This is a genomic window from Bacillus sp. MN7755 (assembly GCF_054771475.1).
Genome location: NZ_BTRL01000001.1, coordinates 87,658 through 110,222 on the forward strand (window position 1 = coordinate 87,658; position 22,565 = coordinate 110,222).

At 36.3% G+C, this 22,565-nt stretch carries 22 protein-coding genes and 1 other annotated feature (1 of these 23 running past the window's edge); of the genes, 4 read left to right on the forward strand and 18 right to left on the reverse strand.

Annotated elements, in window-relative coordinates; genetic code table 11:
- Nucleotides 1–39 precede the first annotated feature (39 nt).
- The 8 genes from ACYVEC_RS00545 to ACYVEC_RS00580 form a co-directional block, all read right to left on the reverse strand.
- Nucleotides 40–288, reverse strand: coding sequence for a spore coat protein (locus ACYVEC_RS00545; RefSeq protein ID WP_001002981.1), 249 nt, complete (start codon nucleotides 286–288; stop codon nucleotides 40–42).
- Nucleotides 289–301: 13 nt separating this feature from the next.
- Nucleotides 302–487 (reverse strand): hypothetical protein, encoded by a 186-nt coding sequence (locus tag ACYVEC_RS00550; protein WP_001180555.1) that lies wholly within the window; start codon nucleotides 485–487, stop codon nucleotides 302–304.
- A 146-nt stretch (nucleotides 488–633) separates the two neighbouring features.
- On the reverse strand, nucleotides 634–1,347 hold the full coding sequence (locus ACYVEC_RS00555; RefSeq protein WP_063222148.1) for a CPBP family intramembrane glutamic endopeptidase: 714 nt from the start codon (nucleotides 1,345–1,347) through the stop codon (nucleotides 634–636).
- Between the two features lie 466 nt (nucleotides 1,348–1,813).
- Nucleotides 1,814–2,371, reverse strand: coding sequence for a TetR/AcrR family transcriptional regulator (locus ACYVEC_RS00560; protein WP_063222149.1), 558 nt, complete (start codon nucleotides 2,369–2,371; stop codon nucleotides 1,814–1,816).
- 3 nt (nucleotides 2,372–2,374) lie between these two features.
- A complete protein-coding gene (locus ACYVEC_RS00565; protein WP_063222150.1) occupies nucleotides 2,375–3,097 on the reverse strand; it encodes an MBL fold metallo-hydrolase in 723 nt (240 codons plus the stop codon).
- A 142-nt stretch (nucleotides 3,098–3,239) separates the two neighbouring features.
- On the reverse strand, nucleotides 3,240–5,024 hold the full coding sequence (locus ACYVEC_RS00570; RefSeq protein WP_063222151.1) for an acyl-CoA dehydrogenase family protein: 1,785 nt from the start codon (nucleotides 5,022–5,024) through the stop codon (nucleotides 3,240–3,242).
- Between the two features lie 264 nt (nucleotides 5,025–5,288).
- Nucleotides 5,289–6,461: an acetyl-CoA C-acetyltransferase gene (locus ACYVEC_RS00575; RefSeq protein ID WP_063222152.1), complete on the reverse strand. Its 1,173-nt coding sequence runs from the start codon at nucleotides 6,459–6,461 to the stop codon at nucleotides 5,289–5,291.
- A gap of 21 nt (nucleotides 6,462–6,482) precedes the next feature.
- Nucleotides 6,483–8,864 carry a 3-hydroxyacyl-CoA dehydrogenase/enoyl-CoA hydratase family protein gene (locus ACYVEC_RS00580; protein ID WP_460505325.1) on the reverse strand — a complete coding sequence of 794 codons (2,382 nt, stop codon included), beginning with the start codon at nucleotides 8,862–8,864 and terminating at the stop codon, nucleotides 6,483–6,485.
- A gap of 235 nt (nucleotides 8,865–9,099) precedes the next feature.
- On the opposite strand from ACYVEC_RS00580, the gene ACYVEC_RS00585 reads away from it, so the two are divergent.
- Both ACYVEC_RS00585 and ACYVEC_RS00590 read left to right on the forward strand, forming a co-directional pair.
- A complete protein-coding gene (locus tag ACYVEC_RS00585) occupies nucleotides 9,100–9,246 on the forward strand; it encodes a YuzL family protein (protein WP_460505327.1) in 147 nt (48 codons plus the stop codon).
- 87 nt (nucleotides 9,247–9,333) lie between these two features.
- Nucleotides 9,334–10,173, forward strand: coding sequence for a D-alanyl-D-alanine carboxypeptidase family protein (locus ACYVEC_RS00590; protein WP_063222155.1), 840 nt, complete (start codon nucleotides 9,334–9,336; stop codon nucleotides 10,171–10,173).
- Nucleotides 10,174–10,195: 22 nt separating this feature from the next.
- Here ACYVEC_RS00590 and ACYVEC_RS00595 read toward each other — a convergent pair whose 3' ends face one another.
- The 3 genes from ACYVEC_RS00595 to ACYVEC_RS00605 all read right to left on the reverse strand — a co-directional run bounded on the left by ACYVEC_RS00595 (nucleotide 10,196) and on the right by ACYVEC_RS00605 (nucleotide 12,951).
- Nucleotides 10,196–11,113 (reverse strand): proline dehydrogenase family protein, encoded by a 918-nt coding sequence (locus ACYVEC_RS00595; protein ID WP_098555391.1) that lies wholly within the window; start codon nucleotides 11,111–11,113, stop codon nucleotides 10,196–10,198.
- A 440-nt stretch (nucleotides 11,114–11,553) separates the two neighbouring features.
- Complete coding sequence (locus ACYVEC_RS00600) at nucleotides 11,554–11,853, reverse strand: hypothetical protein (protein WP_098555392.1); 300 nt, start codon at nucleotides 11,851–11,853, stop codon at nucleotides 11,554–11,556.
- Between the two features lie 15 nt (nucleotides 11,854–11,868).
- On the reverse strand, nucleotides 11,869–12,951 hold the full coding sequence (locus ACYVEC_RS00605) for a cytoplasmic protein (protein WP_098555393.1): 1,083 nt from the start codon (nucleotides 12,949–12,951) through the stop codon (nucleotides 11,869–11,871).
- 58 nt (nucleotides 12,952–13,009) lie between these two features.
- Here ACYVEC_RS00605 and ACYVEC_RS00610 point away from each other — a divergent pair, with 58 nt between their 5' ends.
- Nucleotides 13,010–13,381 carry a DUF1433 domain-containing protein gene (locus ACYVEC_RS00610; RefSeq protein WP_098555394.1) on the forward strand — a complete coding sequence of 124 codons (372 nt, stop codon included), beginning with the start codon at nucleotides 13,010–13,012 and terminating at the stop codon, nucleotides 13,379–13,381.
- 152 nt (nucleotides 13,382–13,533) lie between these two features.
- Here ACYVEC_RS00610 and ACYVEC_RS00615 read toward each other — a convergent pair whose 3' ends face one another.
- From ACYVEC_RS00615 to ACYVEC_RS00625, 3 genes are all read right to left on the reverse strand, one after another.
- Nucleotides 13,534–13,779, reverse strand: coding sequence for a YusU family protein (locus tag ACYVEC_RS00615; RefSeq protein ID WP_001290593.1), 246 nt, complete (start codon nucleotides 13,777–13,779; stop codon nucleotides 13,534–13,536).
- A gap of 48 nt (nucleotides 13,780–13,827) precedes the next feature.
- The gene (locus ACYVEC_RS00620) at nucleotides 13,828–14,130 is read right to left on the reverse strand and encodes an MTH1187 family thiamine-binding protein (RefSeq protein WP_001018860.1); all 303 of its coding nucleotides are present in this window, start codon (nucleotides 14,128–14,130) and stop codon (nucleotides 13,828–13,830) included.
- 77 nt (nucleotides 14,131–14,207) lie between these two features.
- Entirely contained in the window at nucleotides 14,208–16,208 is a 2,001-nt protein-coding gene (locus tag ACYVEC_RS00625; protein WP_098555411.1) for a methyl-accepting chemotaxis protein, read from the reverse strand.
- 188 nt (nucleotides 16,209–16,396) lie between these two features.
- On the opposite strand from ACYVEC_RS00625, the gene ACYVEC_RS00630 reads away from it, so the two are divergent.
- A complete protein-coding gene (locus ACYVEC_RS00630) occupies nucleotides 16,397–17,155 on the forward strand; it encodes a TrmB family transcriptional regulator (protein ID WP_460505332.1) in 759 nt (252 codons plus the stop codon).
- Between the two features lie 30 nt (nucleotides 17,156–17,185).
- On the opposite strand, the gene ACYVEC_RS00635 is transcribed toward ACYVEC_RS00630, so the two are convergent.
- The 4 genes from ACYVEC_RS00635 to ACYVEC_RS00650 form a co-directional block, all read right to left on the reverse strand.
- On the reverse strand, nucleotides 17,186–19,342 hold the full coding sequence (locus ACYVEC_RS00635) for a SpaA isopeptide-forming pilin-related protein (RefSeq protein WP_460505334.1): 2,157 nt from the start codon (nucleotides 19,340–19,342) through the stop codon (nucleotides 17,186–17,188).
- A 254-nt stretch (nucleotides 19,343–19,596) separates the two neighbouring features.
- Nucleotides 19,597–19,782 carry a hypothetical protein gene (locus ACYVEC_RS00640; RefSeq protein WP_275718895.1) on the reverse strand — a complete coding sequence of 62 codons (186 nt, stop codon included), beginning with the start codon at nucleotides 19,780–19,782 and terminating at the stop codon, nucleotides 19,597–19,599.
- A 77-nt stretch (nucleotides 19,783–19,859) separates the two neighbouring features.
- Complete coding sequence (locus tag ACYVEC_RS00645) at nucleotides 19,860–21,044, reverse strand: MFS transporter (protein WP_142332706.1); 1,185 nt, start codon at nucleotides 21,042–21,044, stop codon at nucleotides 19,860–19,862.
- 107 nt (nucleotides 21,045–21,151) lie between these two features.
- Nucleotides 21,152–22,468: an APC family permease gene (locus ACYVEC_RS00650; protein WP_063222162.1), complete on the reverse strand. Its 1,317-nt coding sequence runs from the start codon at nucleotides 22,466–22,468 to the stop codon at nucleotides 21,152–21,154.
- A gap of 65 nt (nucleotides 22,469–22,533) precedes the next feature.
- Nucleotides 22,534–22,565, reverse strand: a binding site (T-box leader) (it continues 205 nt past the right edge of the window).

The window sequence follows — 22,565 nt, forward strand, 5'->3', positions numbered from 1 at the left end:
AAAACGAGCGAATCCATTTTCGCTCGTTTTTTCATCCTATTATTCTGCACTTAATTGACTTTTTAATTGCTGTACAATCATCGGATTAGCTGGTGCTGCTGGCTTATAATAACTCTTTTGCTTTGCGTACTCATACATATTACGTTGGCGCGCCTCATCTTGATTACGAATTTGGATTAACGTTTGATGTAACTGTTCATTATCAGACTGAGCAATATAATTTGCATAACTTGTTAAACTTGCATTTAATCCTGCTAAATAATCATTTACCATATCTTTTTCATTCATTTTCCGCTTCCTCCTATCCTAGGAAAGTCATTAATTGCTGTTTCGTATTTCGTGCATCTTGCGCATCTTTTTGTAGCATTTGTTTCAGTTGTGGATCTGTACACGTCTGTGCATACTGCTCCAACTTGTTAATAATTGTTGCGTGTCCACCAATTAAATGACGTAAGTTTTCTACTTCAAGCTCTGTTAAGTTTTGCATAGAATACTCCTACCTTTCTTTATTTGTTCACTGTTAGTATTTAGCTCTTTTTTGATTGTATACATAAATTAACTTTTTCACGTGCATACAAAATAAAAGATGAATAGCTAAGCCATTCATCTTTTATACTGGTTATGTATTTATTTTTATAGAGATACAATCATACTTATGCTCACAAGTAAGTTCCATACAATGTGTAAAATAATACTAGGTATAATAGATTGCGTCTTTTCGTATAACATTGCAAATACTATGCCCATAATCGTTGCCGTAATTAGAAGACCTCCATGAAGAATTCCAAAAATGAAGGAAGAAATAATGATACCAACTAAAAAATTATATTTCTTTTCTAAAAATCGATATAAAATACCTCGAAATAGAATTTCTTCTTTAATCGGTGTAATGATAGCAACACTTAACACATATATAATACTTTGTATGCTATTTTGAAGCCCTAAACTCCCTAATTGTTTCTTTTGTTCTGCTACACTTTCAAAACTAAACACATGTAACATTAAATATTGTGATAACGCAATGACAATAAAACCAATTAATAGATATAAATATGTCTTTCCATTCTCCAAAACGGATACATCCCAAATATATTTAATAAAATGAAGAACTGGTTTATAAGCTAATAAAACGATGGCAACAACAGCTGCATCTATTAAAAGGAAATAGTACCCCTCTAAATTATCACGCAACGCTTCCTCACCATAAATTCCAAAAGCTAAACCGAGGAATAACCCTCCTAGAAGTAAGAACCCTAAAATGGTTGCTATCATTACAAATAGATTTTTATATGTTATATTTTCTATATTTCTTTCCACACTATACGCTTCTACCACTGTTTCCCTCATACTATTCCTCCATTTGTTTTCATTTTCCTTAATAAAAATCCTTTAATGTAAATATAAAGATAATATAACGAAACTTTCAAAAAGAATAATATGCAATTTTACATATTATGAAAAATTTATATTCTATAGTTTTAGGAATCAGATTGCTATATAATAATTATTATATGAAGTTTCAAAAAATTTCTATCCACCATAACCCTCGCATCATATAAAACTTATTAGCTAAAGGAGCAATGAACATGAAAACACATGACTTCCTTACAGAAATCCAGAAGGGCTCTGAACCTAATCCCTATCAAGATCCTATCGTATTCAGTTTCGTTTGCCTTTCCTTAGCCATATACACATTTTTCAAACCTGCAAAATAATATCATTTAATGAGAAAAAGCCTACCATTCTTTTGGAATCATATGTACTAAAAAACCTTAGAATCACTTCTAAGGTTTTTAGTTGCCTCGCTTCTTATTCACTCTTTCATTCCATATAATCCTTTAATAAACGTTTCCAATAATACATGTAAACTTGTATCTAAATCTAATGGCAGACCAAATCCGCCCTGCTGTTCAATCGACGCAAATCCATGACAAATACTTCTAAATCCGCGTGTCGCATGAAGTGCATTCTCTCCTTCTAAATCGTACTGTTGTAAAACCTGAAGACAAAGCTTTACAATTCCGTCACCTTCTTTTCTTACTTCTTCATCTCGTAAAAAGGTTGCTTCATATAGTCCAGGATGTTTTCGAACAAACGCTACATACGCTTCTCCTAATGCATGAATTGCTTCATCCATACGTTTATCCTCGGCCGCTTCTTCCAGCTTGTTATGCAGCTGTTGTATTCCGTAAATACCAAGATGTTTCCGTACATCTTGTAACCCTTTTACATGATTATATAGTGAGGGAGAACGTATCCCTAACCTTTGCGCTAATGAAGCTAATGTTACTTCTTGTATTCCATTTACATCTGCAATTTCTGCTGCTGTTTCTACAATTTTCGGTAATGTAAGTCCGATTCTCGGTGTCATAAATTAACCCTCTTTCATGCTTTCTATATTCCGCCTAGCTTCCTTAATAGCAAGCTCTATAATAGCGCCTGGATCATTTATCATTTTTCCATGCCCTGCCGCAAGCAAGGACGGCTCATATTCTCTTAGCTTCTCTGCACTTTGTAATGCGACTTCTTTACTCCATGTTGCCATCGCAGGAAACGGAAACCAAAATTTCATTTGTCCCGAAACAGCCATCCCCCCTCTTGTTTGAAATGCATCCCCAACAATAAGAGCTTTATTTCGTATATCAAGAAACGACATGGATCCTGGCGTATGTCCCGGTGTCATAATCGCAAGAAGCGATCCAACTCGGTCGCCATCTTCTAATAAAACATCAGGTACCGTTTTCACCTTTTTAGGTACACCGCCTTTTATTGGCGTATTTGGTTCATCCTTTTGTAACGTCGTATCGCCTTCTAACAGCTTTGCGTCCCGCTTAGAAATATAGACTGGAACATGAGGAAGTACTTCCTTTAATGCGTCTAATGCACCGATGTGATCATCATGCGCATGTGTTAATACAATATTCGTAATTGGTTTTCCTATTTTCTCAGCCGCCTGTAAAATTCCTTTTGCGCTATATGGCAAAGCAGCATCAATTAAAGTTAAACCATCTTCTTCCTCCACAAAGTAACAATTCACTGGAAACACTCTTGGCAAAAATGACAATTGATATACCGTTTGCTCATGTATCATTCTCATATTTCCATCTCCCTTTTCACGAAAACTAATACTATTAGTTTTATTATACTAATGTCGTTAGTTTTATGTCACTAAAAATTTTATTTTTTCAGAAAAAAAAAGAACAGTAGTCGTATAAACGACTACTGTTCTTTACAAAGTATTAAACTGTATAACGCTCATCTTCTAAAATTTTCGCAGCGATTTCACGTTTCTTCGGAATTACGTTAAGTGGTGTGTGACGAGTTAATTTACGTAATGATGATAACATCATGCGTAGCATGTCGCCATTTTCAACTGCAATAAGTGTTTCTTTCGCATGTGCTTCGATTTCGTTGAACGCTTCTTGGCAGAATACTTCAGTGTATAACACTTTTTGTTTATTCTTTTCAAGACCAGTTGTTTTAATTGCTTTTTCTGTACGAAGAACAGCTGATTCCATTGCGTATAGGTTACTTACGATGTCAGCGATATTCACAAGAATTTCTTGTTCTTTATCTAATGCTTTACCGTATTTTTGAGCAGCTAATCCAGCTACCATTAAGCCGATTTTCTTCGCGTTACTTACTAAATATTTTTGAAGTGCTAATGGCTCATCGCCTACTTCTTCTGGCATCATCATCATTAACTCTTCTTGTAATTTTTGTGCTTTTTGAAGAAGTGGTAATTCACCTTTCATCGCTTTACGTAAGAACGTACCTGGTACGATTAGGCGGTTAATTTCATTCGTTCCTTCGAAAATACGGTTAATACGAGAATCACGGTACATTCTTTCAATCTCGTACTCTGCCATAAATCCGTAACCACCGTGAATTTGAACACCTTCATCTACTGTATAATCTAGTACTTCAGAACCGAATACTTTATTTAAAGAGCACTCGATTGCATATTCAGCGATAGAAGCTGCTACTGCTTTACCGTCTTTTACTTCTTCTTCAGATAATGTGCTCATGCGGCTTTCGAATAACCCTACTGTACGATATACAGAGCTTTCAGCTGCATATGTTTTTGCTGCCATATTCGCAAGTTTCTCTTGAATTAATGGGAAGCGAGCGATTGGTTGTTTGAACTGTTGACGTTGGTTTGCATATTGTGCTGAAATTTCTACTGCACGTTTCGCAGATCCAACTGTACCAACACCTAATTTATAACGGCCGATATTTAAAATGTTGAACGCGATAATATGACCTTTACCGATTTCACCAAGTAAATTTTCTTTCGGTACTAATGCATCTTCTAAAATTAACGTACGAGTTGAAGAACATTTAATACCCATTTTCTTTTCCTCTGGGCTTGTAGATACACCAGCGTAGTCTTTCTCTACGATAAATGCTGAGAAGTGCTCTCCATCAATTTTTGCGTATACGATAAATACGTCAGCGAATGCAGAGTTTGTAATCCACTGTTTTTCACCATTTAATACGTAATGTGTACCTTCTGCATTTAAACGTGCCGTTGTTTTTGCACCTAATGCGTCAGATCCTGAACCTGGCTCAGTTAATGCGTATGCAGCTAATTTTTCACCAGTTGCAAGTAATGGTAAATACTTTTTCTTTTGCTCTTCGTTACCGAATAATACGATTGGTAACGATCCGATACCTACGTGAGCACCGTGAGTAATTGCAAAACCACCAGCGCGAGAGAATTTCTCTGCGATTAACGCTGAGCTTACTTTATCAAGTCCAATTCCGCCGTACTCTTCTGGTACGTCAGCGCCTAATAAACCAAGTTCCCCAGCTTCTTTTAAAAGACGAACAGAACGATCAAACTCATGTTGCTCTAAATATTCAAGCTCTGGAAGAACTTCATTTACGATAAAGTCCTCTGTCGTTTTTGCAATCATTTTATGCTCAGATGAAAAATCTTCTGGCGTAAACACTTGATCAATCGTAATCTCATCTACTAAAAAGCTACCGCCTTTAACCGCATTTCCTACTGTTTTTTCCATGAAAATTTCCTCCTTCATATTTTCATAAGCCACTTCTCTCATTTTGAAAGAAGCTGGCTCTCCCGTTTATTTTTTATAAACCTTTGTTGCTTCCATTCTTTGCATTGGCAGCGTCTCGTTCTGAGCAAGCCACCTGCACTTTTTATAATCCAGTTCCAGCGGCTAGAATGTTCGGTGGCTTCGCTTCTTCCTGCGAGGCAAAGAGCGCCTCTACGTCTGAAGCTCCATCCTCCTCACATTCTGAGCGAGCCGCTTCCACTTTTTTTATAGTAATTCAAACACTCCCGCTGCTCCCATTCCGCCGCCGATACACATTGTTACGATACCGAATTGTTCGTTGCGGCGTTTCATTTCGTGAATAAGAGATAGTGTTAGTTTTGCTCCTGTACAGCCAAGTGGGTGTCCAAGTGCGATTGCACCGCCGTTTACGTTTACTTTTTCTTCATCTAAACCAAGTTCACGAATAACTTGGATTGATTGTGAAGCGAATGCTTCATTTAGTTCGAACAAGCCAATATCAGATAGCTCTAAGCCAGCTAGTTTTAACGCTTTTGGAATGGCAGCGATTGGACCAATTCCCATCACTTCTGGTGGTACGCCAGCTACTGCAAATGAACGGAATTTCGCAAGTGGCTTCATACCATCGCTCACTGCTTTTTCACGGTCCATTAATAGTACAGATGCTGCACCGTCACTCATTTGTGAAGAGTTACCAGCTGTTACAGAACCGCGAACGTTAAATGCTGGACGTAATTTACCTAAAATATCTATTGTCGTCTCTGCTCTTACACCTTCGTCTTGTGCGAAAATGATTGTTTCTTCTTGCAGTTTGTTGTTTGATCCAACAGTACGTAACGTTACATCTACAGATACTGTTTCATCAGCAAAGTTCCCTGCAGCTAACGCTTTCGCAGCACGTTGATGACTTCTTACTGCAAAGGCATCTTGCTCTTCACGAGAAATTCCATATTTCACAGCAACTTGCTCTGCTGTATGTCCCATACCCATATAATATTCTGGAGCTGCTTCTACAAGGCGACTATTTGGACGAACAACGTGTCCCATCATTGGAACTAAACTCATTGATTCCGCTCCGCCTGATAATACCGCTTCCGAGTGACCAAGCATAATGCGCTCTGCTCCGTAAGCGATACTTTGTAAACCTGAAGAACAGTAACGGTTAATTGTAATAGCTGGAACATCGTAAGAAAGTCCTGCTAATCCGCCGATATTACGAGCCATATTTAAACCTTGCTCTGCTTCTGGCATCGCACAACCGAAAATCAAATCATCGATTGGTCCTTCATAATTCGCACGCTTTAACGTTTCTTTTACTACTAACGCCCCTAGATCGTCAGGACGAACTGTTTTTAATGAACCCCTCTTTGCTTTTCCAATTGGTGTTCTTGCTCCCGCAACAATGACAGCTTCTCTCATGAACGATATCTCCCCTCGTTATTAGTTACGTAATGGCTTTCCTTTTACAAGCATGTGCTGCATTCTTGCTTGTGATTTCATCTCACTTACTAAGCTAATAAATGCTTCACGTTCTACATCTAATAAATACTGCTCATCAACTTCTGTTCCGTACGGTACTTTTCCGCCCGCAATGACATATGCAAGTTTCTTCGCAATGTGAAGATCGTACTCTGAAATGTAACCAGATAAATGCATTGCTTCTGCACCAAGTGCAAGAGTTGCATATCCTGTTTCACCAACAACCGGTATCTTTTTACGGATCGGCGCTTTATAACCAGCTTCATATAAAGCAAGTGCTTTCTGTTTCGCATCGTATAGTAAGTGATCACCATTCACACTAATACCGTCTTTATCACCTAAGAAGTTATGAGAAACTGCTTCTTGTCCTGAAGTTGAAACTTTCGCCATTGCGACTGTTTCGAACACTTTATTTGCAACTTTTTGCAGATCAAACTCTACGCCGTTTGCCATTTTATTTAAGTGTTTAATGTATAGCTCTTTATTACCGCCTCCGCCAGGGATTAAGCCAACACCAACTTCTACTAAGCCCATATACGTTTCACTAGAAGCTTGAATGCTCGCTGCTGGTAAACATACTTCTGTACCTCCGCCAAGCGTCATACCGTATGGTGCTGCTACAACTGGCTTAGAAGAGTACTTAATTTTCGTCATTGCATCTTGGAAGTTTTTCACAACCCACTCAATTTCAAAGTAGTTGTCATCTTGTGCTTCCATTAAGATCATTGCTAGGTTCGCACCAACGCAGAAGTTCTTCGATTGGTTACCGATAACAAGACCTTTATAATTCTTTTCTACTTCATCAACAGCGTAGTTAATCATTTGCGTAATATCCATACCGATTGCATTGCTCTTCGAATGGAATTCTAAACAAAGGATGCCGTCGCCTAAATCAATTAAGCTCGCTCCGCTATTTTTCTTTAATACGCCATTTTTCGCTTTTAATTGCTTAAGAGAAATCGCCTTTTTATTACGTTCGATTAGCTTATATTCGCCATTATCGTAATAGTAGCTATCGCCGTTATCATGTTTATAGAAAGTAGTGAAACCTTTCTCTAACATTTCTTTCACCCAAGCCGGAACAACTGCGCCGTTTTCTTCCATCTTTTGAACAGACTTTTCAACGCCAATTGCATCCCAAACTTCAAATGGTCCTTGTTCCCAGCCAAAGCCCCACTTCATCGCTTGGTCAATTGCAACGATATCGTCAGCAATTTCTTTATGAAGTTTTGCAGAGTATAAAAGAGTTGGTGTAATGATGTTCCATAACAACTCTCCTGCGCGGTCTTTCGCATATACAAGCGCTTTCAATTTATTCGATAAACCTTTTTCTTGTTTACTTAACTCGATAGAAGCAGCTTTTAATTTTTTGCGAGCTTCGTACTCCATCGTTTCAGGATTTAATTCTAAAATTTCTTTTCCTTGCTTTAAGAAGAAGCCTTGACCTGTTTTGCTTCCCAGCCATTTTTTATCAAGCATGTCATGCATGAAAGCTGGTACTTTAAATACATCACGCTCTTCTTCTTGTACGTTTTCATATACGTTATTTGCAACGTGTACGAATGTATCTAAACCGACAACATCTAATGTACGGAACGTTGCGCTCTTCGGACGACCAATAAGTGGGCCTGTTACAGAATCAACTTCCCCAATGCTATAGCCGCGTTTTACCATCTCTTGAAGAGTTACTAATAAACCGTACGTACCGATGCGGTTTCCAATAAAGTTTGGTGTGTCTTTTGCGATAACAACGCCTTTTCCAAGAACGTCTTCGCCAAATAGTTTCATGAAGCTTAATACTTGTGAATCAGTTTCTTTCGTCGGTATTACCTCTAGAAGTTTTAAATATCGTGGTGGGTTAAAAAAGTGTGTGCCTAAGAAGTGTTTCTGGAAGTCGTCTGAACGACCTTCTGCCATTTTTTCAACTGAAATGCCTGACGTATTCGAGCTTACAATAGAACCTGGTTTACGAACAGCATCTACTTTTTCAAATAGTGTCTTTTTAACATCTAAGTTCTCAACTACTACTTCAATAATCCAATCTACATCGGCAAGACGCTCAAGATCATCTTCTAAGTTACCTGCTTCAATCAGTGCTAGATTTCCTTTCACTGTCAGAGGAGCTGGTTTTTGCTTTAATAGTTTTTGCAATGCTGTATTACTAAAACGATTTCTCACACTTTTATGTTCTAATGTAAGTCCCTTCGCTTCCTCTTCTTTCGTAAGCGCAGGTGGTACAATATCAAGCAATAATGTCGGAATACCAATATTAGCTAAGTGTGCTGCAATCCCCGAACCCATTACGCCTGAACCTAGAACAGCAGCCTTTTTAATTTGGAACATCCAATTCTCCCCCTATTCTTGAATGAATGCTCATTCAATTTTTCGACATAAGTCGCAATCAATGAGTGAGCCTCTACTAATAAATATATGATACAGTTTGAATTTTCGCAATATATTTATTGATAAAATTTTCTGAAATAAATATATTTCTTTCATTTGGCTATGCTATATATGTATTTTCTTCACTCAAATACACTTTCCCTTTTTATAATCTGACGAAACTGGAGGAATATATATGGCAAAACTTAAGAAGAACCCTTCAAAGGCTGGAATTAGTGCAGCAAGTGTGACAGGAAACGCTGGTCCAACTGATCGAGGCATAGAAAAAGGACGTCAAGGTAATAACCAGCAATATAAGAAGCATAATATGAGCGAAAAATAACGCTATATTTTTGGGCAGAGAACGTGGCATAATGGGTAATGGCTGCTTTTTCTGCCCAATTTATTTGTAACAAATGAGGGAATTATATTGAAAAGAACATTAATTATGATTGTAATGATTGCAACATTATTTACAGGGATGATTTTCTTCTCTTATGCACAAAGACAACAAACTGTAAGAGCCGATCAACCTAGTATTACTGGGCAATACGGAATTACAATCGATGCAGACACAGGTGAAATTTTGTATGGAAAACGGGAAGATGAACGCTCTTATCCGGCTAGTATAGCCAAAATGATGACAACCCTTCTCCTACTAGAGAATGTAAAAGAAGATGAAGAAATTACAGTTACAGAAAACGCGATTAAAACAGAAAGTCAAAGTAAGAAAATTAAGCTTCGTGCTGGGGAAAAATTAAAGCGGGATGAGGCATTAAAACTTATGCTTATCATTAGTGCAGACCCAATAGCCGAGTCAATTGCAGAACATATCGCAGGATCAAAAAATGAATTTGTGAAAATGATGAATGCTAGAGCGAAGGAACTTGGTACAAAACATGCGACTTTCAAAAACGCAAGTGGTGCTGATGCACTAGGAAACAAAGTATCACCATATGACATTGCTATGATTACGAAAGAAGCATTAAAGTATCCAGTTGTTTTAGAACATATGAATTCAACACGTACAACTCTACATACTTCAGAACGCTCTCCCAAAATCGCAAACTATGGACGAGAAGAACTATATGACGATCCATATGCAATTGGAAGTAAAAGCGGTCTATCAGCACTCGGAAAATATACGGTCGTAACAGTGGATGAAAAAGACGGTAAACGCGTCATTAATGTTGTATTATCTTCTACTCGCACGCAGCTATATCCTGATACGAAGAAAATGGCACATTACGCATTTCAGCAATTAAAATAACCAAGGAGTATTTTCTCCTTGGTTATTTTTTAACCATACCTTTTAATACGAACGCAACGTTTGCTGGGCGCTCTGCTAGACGACGCATAAAGTAGCCATACCAGTCGTTTCCATAAGGTACATAAACACGCATTTTGTAACCTTCTTTTACTAGCTCAAGTTGACGCTCATTACGAATACCATATAACATCTGGAATTCAAATTGGTCTCTTGGGATGTTGTGTTCTTCGGCAAGTTTTTTCGTATATTCAATAATCGCTTCGTCATGTGAAGCAATTGCAGTATAATTTCCATTTAATAAGTGCATTTTAATAATTTTTTTATAGTTATCATCTACATCTTTCTTATCCGGGAACGCTACCTCTTCAGGTTCTTTATAAGCTCCTTTTACAAGACGTAAATTAGGACTATAAGCATTTAATTCTTCCATATCTTTTTCTGTACGATACAGGTAAGCTTGAATAACAGTACCAATATTATCGTATTCAGACTTTAACTGCTTAAAGATATCAATCGTCTTCCCGCAGCGTGTATAATCTTCCATATCAATTGTAACAAACACACCATTTTCTTGTGCAGCTTCCAAAATACGGCGCATATTGTTCATTACGATTTCATCAGAGATATCTAATCCCATAGAAGTCATCTTTAAAGAAAGCTGCGAATCCAAACCTTCTCTTCCAATTGCACGGATCGCTTCAATCGATTGGTTAGCCATTTCATTTGCTTCCGCTTCATTATCAACGAATTCCCCTAAATAATCGATTGTTACACAAAGACCTTGCTTGTTCAATTGTTTAATAGCTGCTGTCGCTAATTCAATCGTCTCCCCTGCGACAAAGCGACCTGCTCCAAAACGTAAACCGTACTTTTTAGCCAGTTTTGTTAGCGCTTTATTTTTAGATAAGAAAAGAAACGAATTTCGCATTAATTGTTCCATGTAATTCACCCCTATGACTTAATTTATCTGTTTTTTACCCCTCTTCAAAATTATATCATTGTTTAAAATTATTGGATACAAATAATTATTTAGATAATTTATAAAATACTATAAAAACATTTAAAACCCTATATTCTCGCTTCTTAATATGAAGGGAATATTTTTCGACATTTAGAAAAATAGAGTTTAATAGGCACAAAATAAGCATGTCGAAAATATTCGACATGCTTATAAAACCCTTTATATTCCATGTAAATTATATAAGGATATTAATGTGAAAAACAATATACGCTTCACATTCACCAATCATCGTGACTTTGAATATCTCCTTAAAAATTGTGTAATGACTAGCTCTTACAATTAAATATACCCTTTACATTAAAACCAAACTTCTATGTAGATTAAGATTCATTTTATATTTTGCATATAGAGGATATTGATTAGTATTTTGGTCCCATCATCATAAACTGATTGGCAAAACTGTCTACACTTCTTTTATATCTTTCTAAATCCCCTTCTATATTTTGAAATTGATTAAGTACATACATTAATTTATCTTCAGTTTCATTTAATCTTCTTTCAATTTCATTTGCTGTATTCCCTTTCCAATTATGAGCTAATAATGTTTTGATAGAGTATAGTTTAACTTTATGATTTTCTAAATCTGATAAACACCTAGCTAATTGATTAGTTGCCCCTTGTACATCTAAAGAATGTTGAATAACATCATAGTTTTTCATATTAATTCCCCCTATTTACCTTTCATTATCCACTCGTTCAAATTCATTTGCCTTTTGATAAATAAAATCTGATGTGGAACGTAGAGATTCCATATAGTTTCTTTGAAATTGATTTACAGCATACGTAATTGTAGGAATTAAATTTCCATCTACACTAGCTGGTGATTGCTGTAATACTTGTATAATCTTTGAACTGGCTTCTACAATTTGTTCGTTAATATGATCTATTTCACGTTTTAAATCTGTTGTAATTGCTTGAATATCCTCAACTTTCAGATGAATTTCTGTATTTTTCGCTTGACGAATAACGCCATGAGGTTCGGATACTAACATCGGGCTTCCATCGGAATGGAACATCCCTTGAAACGTATCCATAGGATGTTCTGCCATAAGTAAAAGACCTAATACACCATGAGAAGTTCCATTACTTTTTACGATATATTGTTTACCAATCGGATTTGCACCAAATTGTTCAAAATTCCCTACAGCATCTTTTTCATGTGTATAATCAACAGCCTTATGATCCATTACACCTTCATCTACACGTTTTTTTGCTTCATCACTTAACAAGCGGTAAATATTAGGGGCAGCATACGTTGTCGCATAAAAGTTTCGTTCAGCAGCAACAAAATCAGCTTCTGCAGCTCCTTTGCTATGTCCAGTCGTGTGAACAGAGATTGGTTTATAGGTTTTGTTAACCCTGTCTACAAATTCTAACGAACTATCAAAAGAAGTCGGGAGTTTTTGAATATCTCCGCCAACAGCTCCCCAGTTATCTTTCATTCCCATTGTGACTTGGAAAGTATCCGTAGATAAATCGCCATCAAACTTTCCAAATTCCGTTCCACGAAAAGAATAAATAACATTATCATATTGCGTTTTATCTGGGTCATAATCCTTGGCAGGTACAACAGCAATAGCTTGCAGGCCATTTTTTGCTTCGGATTGATTGGTATCGATGGATTCAATTACTACCCATTTTTTCCCTTCACTACCTTTTATTTCAGTACCCTTTTGCAAAACGTCACCATAAACTTGATCTGCTAATTCAAAATAATCTTGATCTGTCGCAATAGGATTTTTTTGAAATTCAGTCATCTTTCACCACTCGTTCCATGATATATTTTAATTATATTTTAATGCAAGGAGATTCCAAATGAAAAAGAAATTGGTAATCACATTAACCATTATTTGTATTATAGCAGGAGGATATATTGCGATGAAATATGTAGAGAAGAAAAAACAAGAAGAGCTGTTTTGGAAGAAACAAGAAGCACGAGTGGAAAAGTACATTCGTTATAATGTAAAGGATGTGAAATCTATTACATTTACAAAAAGGGAAATAACCCCTATGGGCATTCCACATATAAATGGATATATAAACCAAGATGACAAATTATGGTTTATAGCTAGCGTCAGTACTACAAAAGATTTTGAGGAACAGCTTACACGTTCTGGAGAATTGGGAAAACTTATAAAAGATCCTGAAAAATCTGTATCCGAAATAGAAAAAGAAGAAAAAAAATAGAGCATGAATTCAAATCAGCATTCTTCCAAGAACATACGAAATAGCGGATTACGCAATTGAAGAATGCATTTAATTTTATAATGAGAAAACAATTAAAAAATGCACACTTTTTCTCAATATTGTATTGAGAAAAGTTGTGCATTTTATTCTTTTTATCCTTCATTTCTCTTTTCTTCATTCAGCCTTTTAATATCAGTAATTAACTGCACCATCTCTTCTTTCGCATCGGGATACGTCTCATTCCAATGCTTCACTAAAGCCGGCATCGTCTTCGCTATGTAAGAATACAGTGCCCACTTCTGTACCTGTTCTTTTCTCTCTTCATTGCTCTCTCCAAGTAATAGTTCCGTGTATTTCTCTAACAACCCGTCAAATTGTTCGTTAAACTTTTCACTCATCTTATCTACCTCCTATATGAAAAAAGCAGCGAAGATCGCTGCTTTTCCTTATAATTTTGATCGAACAGAGTTTAATTTCTTCTCCATTGTGCTTACTTTATCACGGCGATCATCGATACGAATTGTTGTTGCAACGCGCTGTGCACCTTTCGTATATGGAACTTCATGCATTTGTTGAATTACTTCTAGAATGACAGGAAGATCTCCTTCAATAATTGTATTCATTGGTGTTAATTGATACTTCACACGATCTGCATTTTTCTCAAGCACCTTTTGTACTTCTGCTACATATTCACTAACACTTGGATTACCTGTTCCTACTGGAATAATCGATACGTCAACAATTGCCATAGTAGTTTTCCTCCTATAATTGCTTCTTATATATCCATTGTCTATTTTACCGAAATACGCAGCATTTTACTAATTTGTTATTCCTCTATTTTAAATTGCTCAACCAATCTTTCTAAGTCTCTCATATGCTCCGTCAAGCTTTCCATCGTATGAGCTACCTTTTCTAGATGATTCACTTGTGATTCAGTTGCAGCATTTACCTCTTCAGAAACAGCTGCACTTTCTTGACTCGTACCAGCAATCGTATGCATTACCGCTGTAATTTCTCCTTGCTCGTGACCAATGTTATTTACCTCTTCTACGATTTGTTCCACTGAAGTACTAATCGTATTAACAACTGACATAATTGTACGGAATTCCGCCTCTGCTTCTGTCGTAACGTTATTTTGTACATCCGCAATATCTTTTAATTTACTTACAACTTCTACAACTCGTTTTACCTCTAATTGTACATCACCAATCATCGTTGCAATTTCTCCTGTTGCCTCTTTCGATTGTTCCGCTAACTTTCGGACTTCTTCAGCAACAACAGCAAAGCCTTTACCTTGTTCACCTGCACGCGCCGCCTCAATCGAAGCATTTAAAGCAAGTAAATTGGTTTGATCCGAAATACCTTTTATAAGCTCTACTACATTTTGAATCGATCCAACTCTTTGCTCTAACTTACCAGATGCTTCTTCTGTGTGAACAACAATCGAAGATGATTGGCCCCTTGTACGAACTAAATTACGCATCGTATTTAAGCCTTGCTTAGATGCCTCTTCAGCTTTGCCAGCCACGTCTTTTATGTCACCGACTGAATTATTCATTTGTTCCACTGACTGCGCCATATTCTCGAGCTGCTCTGAAACTTCATCTACACTATTAGCAAGCGTAGAAGCTCCTCCGCTCACATCATCCATTGCACCTGACACTTCTCTACTAGCGGCTACAGTTTCATTCGTTAAATAATGTAGATTGCTCGTTGATTGTTGCACTGTTGATACACTATTTTTAATTTTACTTACCATTTCATTCATTTGCTCAACCATATGATTAAAATGGTTCGTCAGTTCTCCAACTTCATCCTTACTTGTCACTTTCATTTGCAATGTCAAATCACCTTCTGCTACTTTTTGAACGTGATTCGTTAATAGTTGCAGCGGTCTTGCTAATCTTCTTGAGAACAAGTATGAAGCTGCGATTCCAACTAATAAGCTAATACATGCCATTATAATGACTGTATTTCTCGTACTATTTAATAGCCCATCAATCGTTTCTTTCGGGTAAAAAATTCCTATCTTCCATTTCATCAAATCAAATGACTGACTATATGCAACTACATCTTCACCTTTTAATGTAGTGACAGCATATTTTGTTACATCTTTATTTAAACTCTTCACAAGTGGCTCTTTCGAAACATCTTTCCCGACTTTCTCTGGGTAAACAAGAGCCATATTTTTATCATTTATAATAAACATTTCTCCGCCATTATTGTATTGAATATTATGAAGTAACTTCTGAATTGTTCCGAGCGATACATCCATTGCAACAACACCTATTACAGATCCATCTTGAGCTGTAATTGCCTTAGAAACCCCCACACTTAGCTTACCTGTAGCAATTTCATACATAGGTTGTCCCCAGTGAACCTTCTTCACATCAGCTTCTGAGTCTTTATACCAAGGTCTTGTCGTTGGATCATAACCTTCTGGCACTTGTCCACCTTCAGCAAGATTGGCACTTAATGTTTTTTTATCTTTCGTACCAATATATAAGTCTAAAATGCCAGGATGATTCTTTTTATACTCCGAAAACTCTTTCGTCAAAAAAGCTTCCTCTTCTGGAGTAACTCCGTCTTGAAGCATATTACGAACCATCTCACTGTTCGCATAATACCCCATATCTTCATCCGTTCTTTGAACAAATGTTGTAAGTTGCTCTGTCACAAGATCCATCGTATTTTGAGAATACTGGTCTAAGGAGCGCACTTCCTTCTCTTTCTGTAATTCATACATAGCTGTACCCAATATTACGAACATCATAGAAATAAGTACCGAAAATACTACCGCAATTTTTAAACGTAAACTTCTTAACATATCCCCCAAAGCATCCCCTTCGCATTGAATTTAAATCTTATTAATCATTATATTAAGTATAATAGATAAAATTAAAAAATTGAAACTAATTCTCACCTCAATCTGAGTAGAAAACCTACTACTACTTGTGCAAAAACAAATAGTTCATTATCCTTAAACTATATAATCTCATTCGTTCGGAGGGAACTATGTTACAAAAATTCGGTTTCTCACAATATGAAAGCCAAGCTTACGAAGTTGTCGTATCAAGCAACGAGCCATTAGATGCTACAACGATTGTGAAGCATTCTGGTGTTCCAAAAGCAAAAATATATGAAGTGCTAGCACGCCTGATCGATAAAGGAATGGTAATGGATTCTGTTTCAGAAAAGAAAAAGATGTATACAGCGTTACCACTCAAGCTAGCAATTGAAAAGTTAACGACAGAATTCCAATCAAATATTAAAGAACTAGAAACGAATATATCAAAAAAATCATTTACAGATGACCGTGTGTGGAGCTTAAAAATGCAATCTTCTATTCGAGTTCAAGGTAAAGAACTCATCGAAAGTGCAAAAGAATCAATTCGCATTTCAGCTTGGAATGATACTCTTTTAGAATATCTTCCGTTATTAGAAGAAAAGGCAAAACAAGGGGTCAAAACCGAGTCCCTTATCGTTGGAAACGTAGAAACAGACTTAGAAAACATGCATTTTCTAATTCCAGCTGAAGAGCCTAACGCGCTAGAGCGCTACTTACTACTCATCGTTGACGACCGTGAAATTTTATTTGCTGGTGTAGAGCAAGAGTCATGGCAAGCAATGAAAACAATGTCACAACCTTTCGTGAAGTTCTTTACAGAATTTTTCTATCATGACGTTGCACTTGCGAAGATTACCCAGAAACACCATGATCTCTTTATGGAAGATGAGGAAATTAAGAGTTTGTTGATGAAGTTGAGATACTAAAAAAACGCCTCTATTACAAGGCGTTTTTTTCTACATTTCTTTTCTATTTTTCATCCTTAACACATAAGCACCCGCAATAATAAAACCAATTCCTAAAACGAATAAAGCGGTAAATTCATTGCCGACGCCGCCAGTAGCTGGTAAACGCACTTCATTATGAGTATTTGGTTGTTGCATTGGCTTCACATCAGTGGCAGGTTTCACTTCTTCATTCGGTGTTGGCTTATTTGGCTTAGAAGGAAGCGATGCCTTTTCTTCTTTCTTATTTTTCACAATATGTTTAATAATTTCTCCATCCTTTTTTATTTCAAATGCGAATGTCTCTTCATTTATTACATATCCATTCGGCGCTATTGTTTCTTTATACGTGTACTTTCCGTATGGTAATTTGAATTTCGCTATACCTTTTTCATCCGTTTTCCCTTTTACTACTTCTTTTCCTTGTTCGTTGTAGATTGTAAATTCTGCATTTGGCAGTTTCGTATTCCCATCTGCTACATCTACTTTCGTTATTTCTAACTCACCTTCTACCTTCTTATCTTGAACGATATGTTTAATAATTTCTCCATTCTCTTTTATTTCAAATGCGAACGTCTCTTCATTTATTACATATCCATTCGGCGCTATTGTTTCTTTATACGTGTATTTTCCGTATGGTAGTTTAAATTTCGCTACACCTTTTTCATCCGTTTTTCCTTTTACTACTTCTTTTCCCTGTTCGTTGTAGATTGTAAATTCTGCATTTGGCAGTTTCGTATTCCCATCTGCTACATCTACTTTCGTTATTTCTAACTCACCTTCCACCTTCTTATCTTGAACGATATGTTTAATAATTTCTCCATTCTCTTTTATTTCAAATGCGAACGTCTCTTCATTTATTACATATCCATTCGGTGCTATCGTTTCTTTATACGTGTACTTTCCGTATGGTAGTTTAAATTTCGCTACACCTTTTTCATCCGTTTTCCCTTTTACTACTTCTTTCCCTTGTTCGTTGTAGATTGTAAATTCTGTGTTCGGCAGTTTCGTATTCCCATCCGCTACATCTACTTTCGTTATTTCTAATTCACCTTTTATATTTTCATTTTTCAACTCTAATACAGCAGTTTCACCAGTTTTCACTTCAATTTTTTTAACACTTCCGTCTAACACATATCCAGCTGGCGCTTGAATTTCTTTGACGCTATATATACCGATTGGAAGATTACCTAACTCCGCAACCCCCTTATCATTAGTCGTAACATTTTGTTTAAAGTTTTCATTAGAAACTTCAAACACCGCTCCTTTTAATAATTCCTTTTTTTCTCCTAATTTCATAATCTTTAAAGAGCCTACTGATTCCCAATTTACAACTAAATCTGTACTGATTTTCTCACTATTTCTTTGTAACAATACCGTTGTATTTTGAACCTTTTCTGATCCTTTAAAAGCTATTGCTTGTAAATTTGTTAAAGTAGACTTCACTTTCATTTTAAAATTACCACTACTCGTATCTTTAGGGATTAAAATTTTGAATTTTTCGTTAATTGATAATGTAGTTTTCTCTTCCCCTTGTTCATTTACAATTCGAATCCCTTTAGGAGCACCTTCAGGAAGAATTGTATAAGAGCCAGAAACTGAATTCGTTTGAATCGCATAAAATCCTGTTTCTAAATACTCTCCTTTGTGTGTAGCAGTTTGTGTGTCTACAGGATTAACTTTAAAGAATACATCTTGTGATCCAGTTTCTTTTTTTGAAGCCTCTACTAAACGCTTCATAAGATTATGTACTCGTTCATTTTTTGCAACTAAATCTTCTTCCGTTAATTCATTCGCTGCAATCCATACTGCTAATTGTGTAGCATAATGCGCTTCTTCCGTTGTCGCTACACCTAATTCAGATGGACTTTTTTGAGGATATCCATTTAATAAAATACGATATACGGCATCAGATGTTTTCCCCATCTCAGGCAAATCATCCCCATTGGGTGAACGTAAATCAGGCGTTAAACAATACCCAATACTACCCGAAGCCGTTTTAATTATTTCGGTCTTTATGTCACGCTGTTTCGAATTACTATAGCTCCAATCCATCTTATATGTTTCTCTGTTCATTACTTCTGCCTTTACTTGTGGCATTGCAATTCCTAATAAAATAATAAGAGCACTTAAAAAACTAAACCATTTTCCTACCATCTTTCGTTTCATTCTCTCCACCACCATATATAAATTTCTACATGAAGCAATCTTACTGTTTCATTGTACTTATAGTGAAAAAAAGAGAATAGGTGGTTTTTTTGTAGTATCTTGTCGAATTGTTGAGAAAGTTCCAAAGTAATAAGCAACTTTAAAATTATTTGTTCTCATGCTGCTATTGACAAATGAATATCACATGTTTTACATTTTCAAAAATAATAAGAAGGCACTTTATAAGTGCCTTCTTAACTTACGAGAAACAAATTTCAAACGAATACATATTGCTTATCTTTTTCCTTTATCTCCATCAAAAGTTCAATGATTTTCTCATTCTGCTCCACTTGTTTCTCTGAATTTTGATAGATGAAACGAACCCATCTAAGTGCAAGAATAATAAGAAACAACGGAAGCATTGAAATTAGAAGACCAATAATTGAAAAATTCGTATACATACACATCACCTCGCTACATACAAATTCTCCACCTTTCCACTAAAACCTTCCATTTTTTACAAATAAAAAAGAACCTATCAAACGATAGATTCTTCCTTCGCAAACTGAGTAGAACGTCCTCTCGTAATCGAAAAAATTGCGCAAAGCAGCGCTAATATAATAAAGCCGCCACCTACCCAAGCATTGTATATAACAGATGATTTTTCAATAACAACTCCACCTACTGTTGAACCGAGCGCGATCCCTAAGTGAAGAGCAGAGTTATTTAAACTTTGCTGAATACCAGCTGATTCTGGTGCAATTTCAATTAAATAATTTTGTTGTGCTGGCGAAATAGCCCAGCTCAGCATACTCCAAAGTCCCATCATAATAATGAAAAGCGGGAATGAGAATGTCATTAATGGCAATAGGAAGATCGCACATGCAAATACGATAATGATGGAAATAATACTTTTCTTCGATCCCCATTTATCAGCAAGAAAGCCCCCTAGGCCACCTCCAAGTACCGCCGCAATTCCGAAAATGAAGTAAAATACACTAATCCAATTCGCTTCCACATGCATCACATCTTTTAAAAATGGTGTTAAATATGCATATAGCGTTAAATGACCCGATAAAAATAAAAATGATGTTAACTGTGCACTGACAATTTTTTTATCTTTTAACGTAGCAATTTGCTCTCTTATCGATAACACTGATGTCGGTGGTACTTTCGTTAAGAATAATGAAATACAAGCAATTGCCATAACTGTTAAGATCGAAATGAGTACAAATGGTGCACGCCATCCATATGCGTTTCCAAGTACAAGACCAAGCGGTACTCCAAGTACGAGCGATCCACTGATCCCCATAAAAATGATTCCAATTGCTCGCGCACGAAAATGCGGTTCTACAACGCTAGAAGCAAGTGTTACTGACAGCGCAATAATAAGCGAACCACTCGCTGCACAAACAACCCTTGAGAACATTAACATTCCATAATTCACACTAAATGCTGAAATGATATTTCCGATTAAGAAAATTGATAATGCCCCAACATATAATCTTTTTCTCTCAAACTTCCCTGTTAACGCTAATAAAACCGGACCTGATAAAGCAAATACTACTGAAAATATTGTTATAAGCTGACCAGCTGCACTAATAGATACTCCTAAATCATTGGCAACTAAATCAAGCGTTCCTCCTATAATTAGCTCAACCGTTCCGACTACGAAAGCCGCGATAGCTAAAATGTACACACGAAAATTCAAGTCTTTCCCCACGCTTTCTATTTTGGTTACTACGACTATAGTAACCAAAATAGAAATTGAATACAAGTACAATTTTTTTACAGTAAAAAAGGTAGGCGTATTATACGCCTACCCTTCAATCATGACACTTCATTTTTATTCTTCTTATTTAAATACCAATATACCGGAAGTCCAGTAAATACCATTCCAATGGATAAGAAACAACTTACCGGATCATTAATAATCGCACTACCAATTACAAAGAACGAACCTAAAATCGCGACGATTGGTACGATTGGGAATAACGGTACACTGTATGCACGCTCTTTATTCTTATTACGTTTTCTTAAAATGAAGACACCAATAAACGTCATTACATAGAAAATATAAATAATGAATACGGAAATCTCAGATAGCTTATTCGGATCACTAATAATCATTAAAATAATTCCTAAAATGATTTCAACAGTAATCGCATTTGCTGGTGTTTTAAATCTTGGACTTTCCTTTGCAATAAACTTAGCAAATGGAAGTTGTCCACGTTCTGCCATCGACATCGGGATACGTGGGAACGTTAAAATCTTTCCATTTAAACAACCGAAAATAGAAACGATAATACCAATACTAATAATTTTCCCGCCATATTCTCCAAGTAGCATGCCCGCAGCTGTCGCTGTTGCATTTTCTCCAAGTTCTACAATTTGCGTTGCTGGTAATACATTTAATAAAGCTAAGTTAATTAACACGTAAGCAGCCGTTACAATTAAAATCCCAACTGTCATTGCTTTCGGTAATAACTTTGTTGGATTCTTCATTTCTCCGCCAATCGAAGCGAGTAAAATCCAGCCGTCATAAGCAAATAACGTTGCTAAAATTGCCATCCCGATACTTTGATTTTCTGATATCGGTACAACTACGTTAAAGATATCGCTATTTCCTTTCCAAAAACCTAACACAACAATTAATACGATTGGAATCATCTTCCCAATTGTCGTAACCGTTTGGACGATACCTCCGTATTTTGTTCCCATACTATTTACAACGCCAAGGAACACAACTGTTCCAATTGCGATTGGTAAATTCCATACTTTATCTAAATAGAAAAAATTAATCATTAAAGAACTAAAGTACAACCCTAATGTTCCAATAATAGCTGGTCCATACACAATCGTTTGCATCCAGCCTGATAAATATCCCCAAAAACTTCCGTAAATCTCCTCTAAATACGTATACAACCCACCATTTTTCGGGATTTGCGCTCCAATTTCAGCTACTGTTAAACCACTCGCTAACGTCAACAGACCACCAATTACCCAAGCAAGAATGGCCATATTAGAACTCCCTGAGTAATCTAATACGCTTCCTGGTTTCATAAACACACCAGATCCAATAATCGTTCCTACTACGATAGAAAGTGCTACCGTTAAACCAATTTTGTTTTTCTCATCATGATGCATGCTGCGTATCCTCCTTCCAATCCTAGTGTGATGCAAAAATGAAATAAAAAAACACTCCTCCCTAAAAAAGGGACGAGTGCTGTATTCGTGGTTCCAC

Excerpts from the sequence above, each read along its gene's own strand:
- ACYVEC_RS00610 (WP_098555394.1), top strand. The coding sequence starts at position 13,010 with ATGAAAAAGAAATTGGTAATCACATTAACCATTATTTGTATTATAGCA.
- ACYVEC_RS00605 (WP_098555393.1), bottom strand. The coding sequence starts at position 12,951 with ATGACTGAATTTCAAAAAAATCCTATTGCGACAGATCAAGATTATTTT.
- ACYVEC_RS00615 (WP_001290593.1), bottom strand. The coding sequence starts at position 13,779 with ATGAGTGAAAAGTTTAACGAACAATTTGACGGGTTGTTAGAGAAATAC.
- ACYVEC_RS00570 (WP_063222151.1), bottom strand. The coding sequence starts at position 5,024 with ATGGAAAAAACAGTAGGAAATGCGGTTAAAGGCGGTAGCTTTTTAGTA.
- ACYVEC_RS00640 (WP_275718895.1), bottom strand. The coding sequence starts at position 19,782 with ATGTATACGAATTTTTCAATTATTGGTCTTCTAATTTCAATGCTTCCG.
- ACYVEC_RS00595 (WP_098555391.1), bottom strand. The coding sequence starts at position 11,113 with ATGGAACAATTAATGCGAAATTCGTTTCTTTTCTTATCTAAAAATAAA.
- ACYVEC_RS00625 (WP_098555411.1), bottom strand. The coding sequence starts at position 16,208 with ATGTTAAGAAGTTTACGTTTAAAAATTGCGGTAGTATTTTCGGTACTT.
- ACYVEC_RS00555 (WP_063222148.1), bottom strand. The coding sequence starts at position 1,347 with ATGAGGGAAACAGTGGTAGAAGCGTATAGTGTGGAAAGAAATATAGAA.
- ACYVEC_RS00600 (WP_098555392.1), bottom strand. The coding sequence starts at position 11,853 with ATGAAAAACTATGATGTTATTCAACATTCTTTAGATGTACAAGGGGCA.
- ACYVEC_RS00545 (WP_001002981.1), bottom strand. The coding sequence starts at position 288 with ATGAATGAAAAAGATATGGTAAATGATTATTTAGCAGGATTAAATGCA.
- ACYVEC_RS00635 (WP_460505334.1), bottom strand. The coding sequence starts at position 19,342 with ATGAAACGAAAGATGGTAGGAAAATGGTTTAGTTTTTTAAGTGCTCTT.
- ACYVEC_RS00560 (WP_063222149.1), bottom strand. The coding sequence starts at position 2,371 with ATGACACCGAGAATCGGACTTACATTACCGAAAATTGTAGAAACAGCA.
- ACYVEC_RS00585 (WP_460505327.1), top strand. The coding sequence starts at position 9,100 with ATGGCAAAACTTAAGAAGAACCCTTCAAAGGCTGGAATTAGTGCAGCA.
- ACYVEC_RS00550 (WP_001180555.1), bottom strand. The coding sequence starts at position 487 with ATGCAAAACTTAACAGAGCTTGAAGTAGAAAACTTACGTCATTTAATT.
- ACYVEC_RS00630 (WP_460505332.1), top strand. The coding sequence starts at position 16,397 with ATGTTACAAAAATTCGGTTTCTCACAATATGAAAGCCAAGCTTACGAA.
- ACYVEC_RS00620 (WP_001018860.1), bottom strand. The coding sequence starts at position 14,130 with ATGGCAATTGTTGACGTATCGATTATTCCAGTAGGAACAGGTAATCCA.
- ACYVEC_RS00580 (WP_460505325.1), bottom strand. The coding sequence starts at position 8,864 with ATGTTCCAAATTAAAAAGGCTGCTGTTCTAGGTTCAGGCGTAATGGGT.
- ACYVEC_RS00565 (WP_063222150.1), bottom strand. The coding sequence starts at position 3,097 with ATGAGAATGATACATGAGCAAACGGTATATCAATTGTCATTTTTGCCA.
- ACYVEC_RS00575 (WP_063222152.1), bottom strand. The coding sequence starts at position 6,461 with ATGAGAGAAGCTGTCATTGTTGCGGGAGCAAGAACACCAATTGGAAAA.
- ACYVEC_RS00650 (WP_063222162.1), bottom strand. The coding sequence starts at position 22,468 with ATGCATCATGATGAGAAAAACAAAATTGGTTTAACGGTAGCACTTTCT.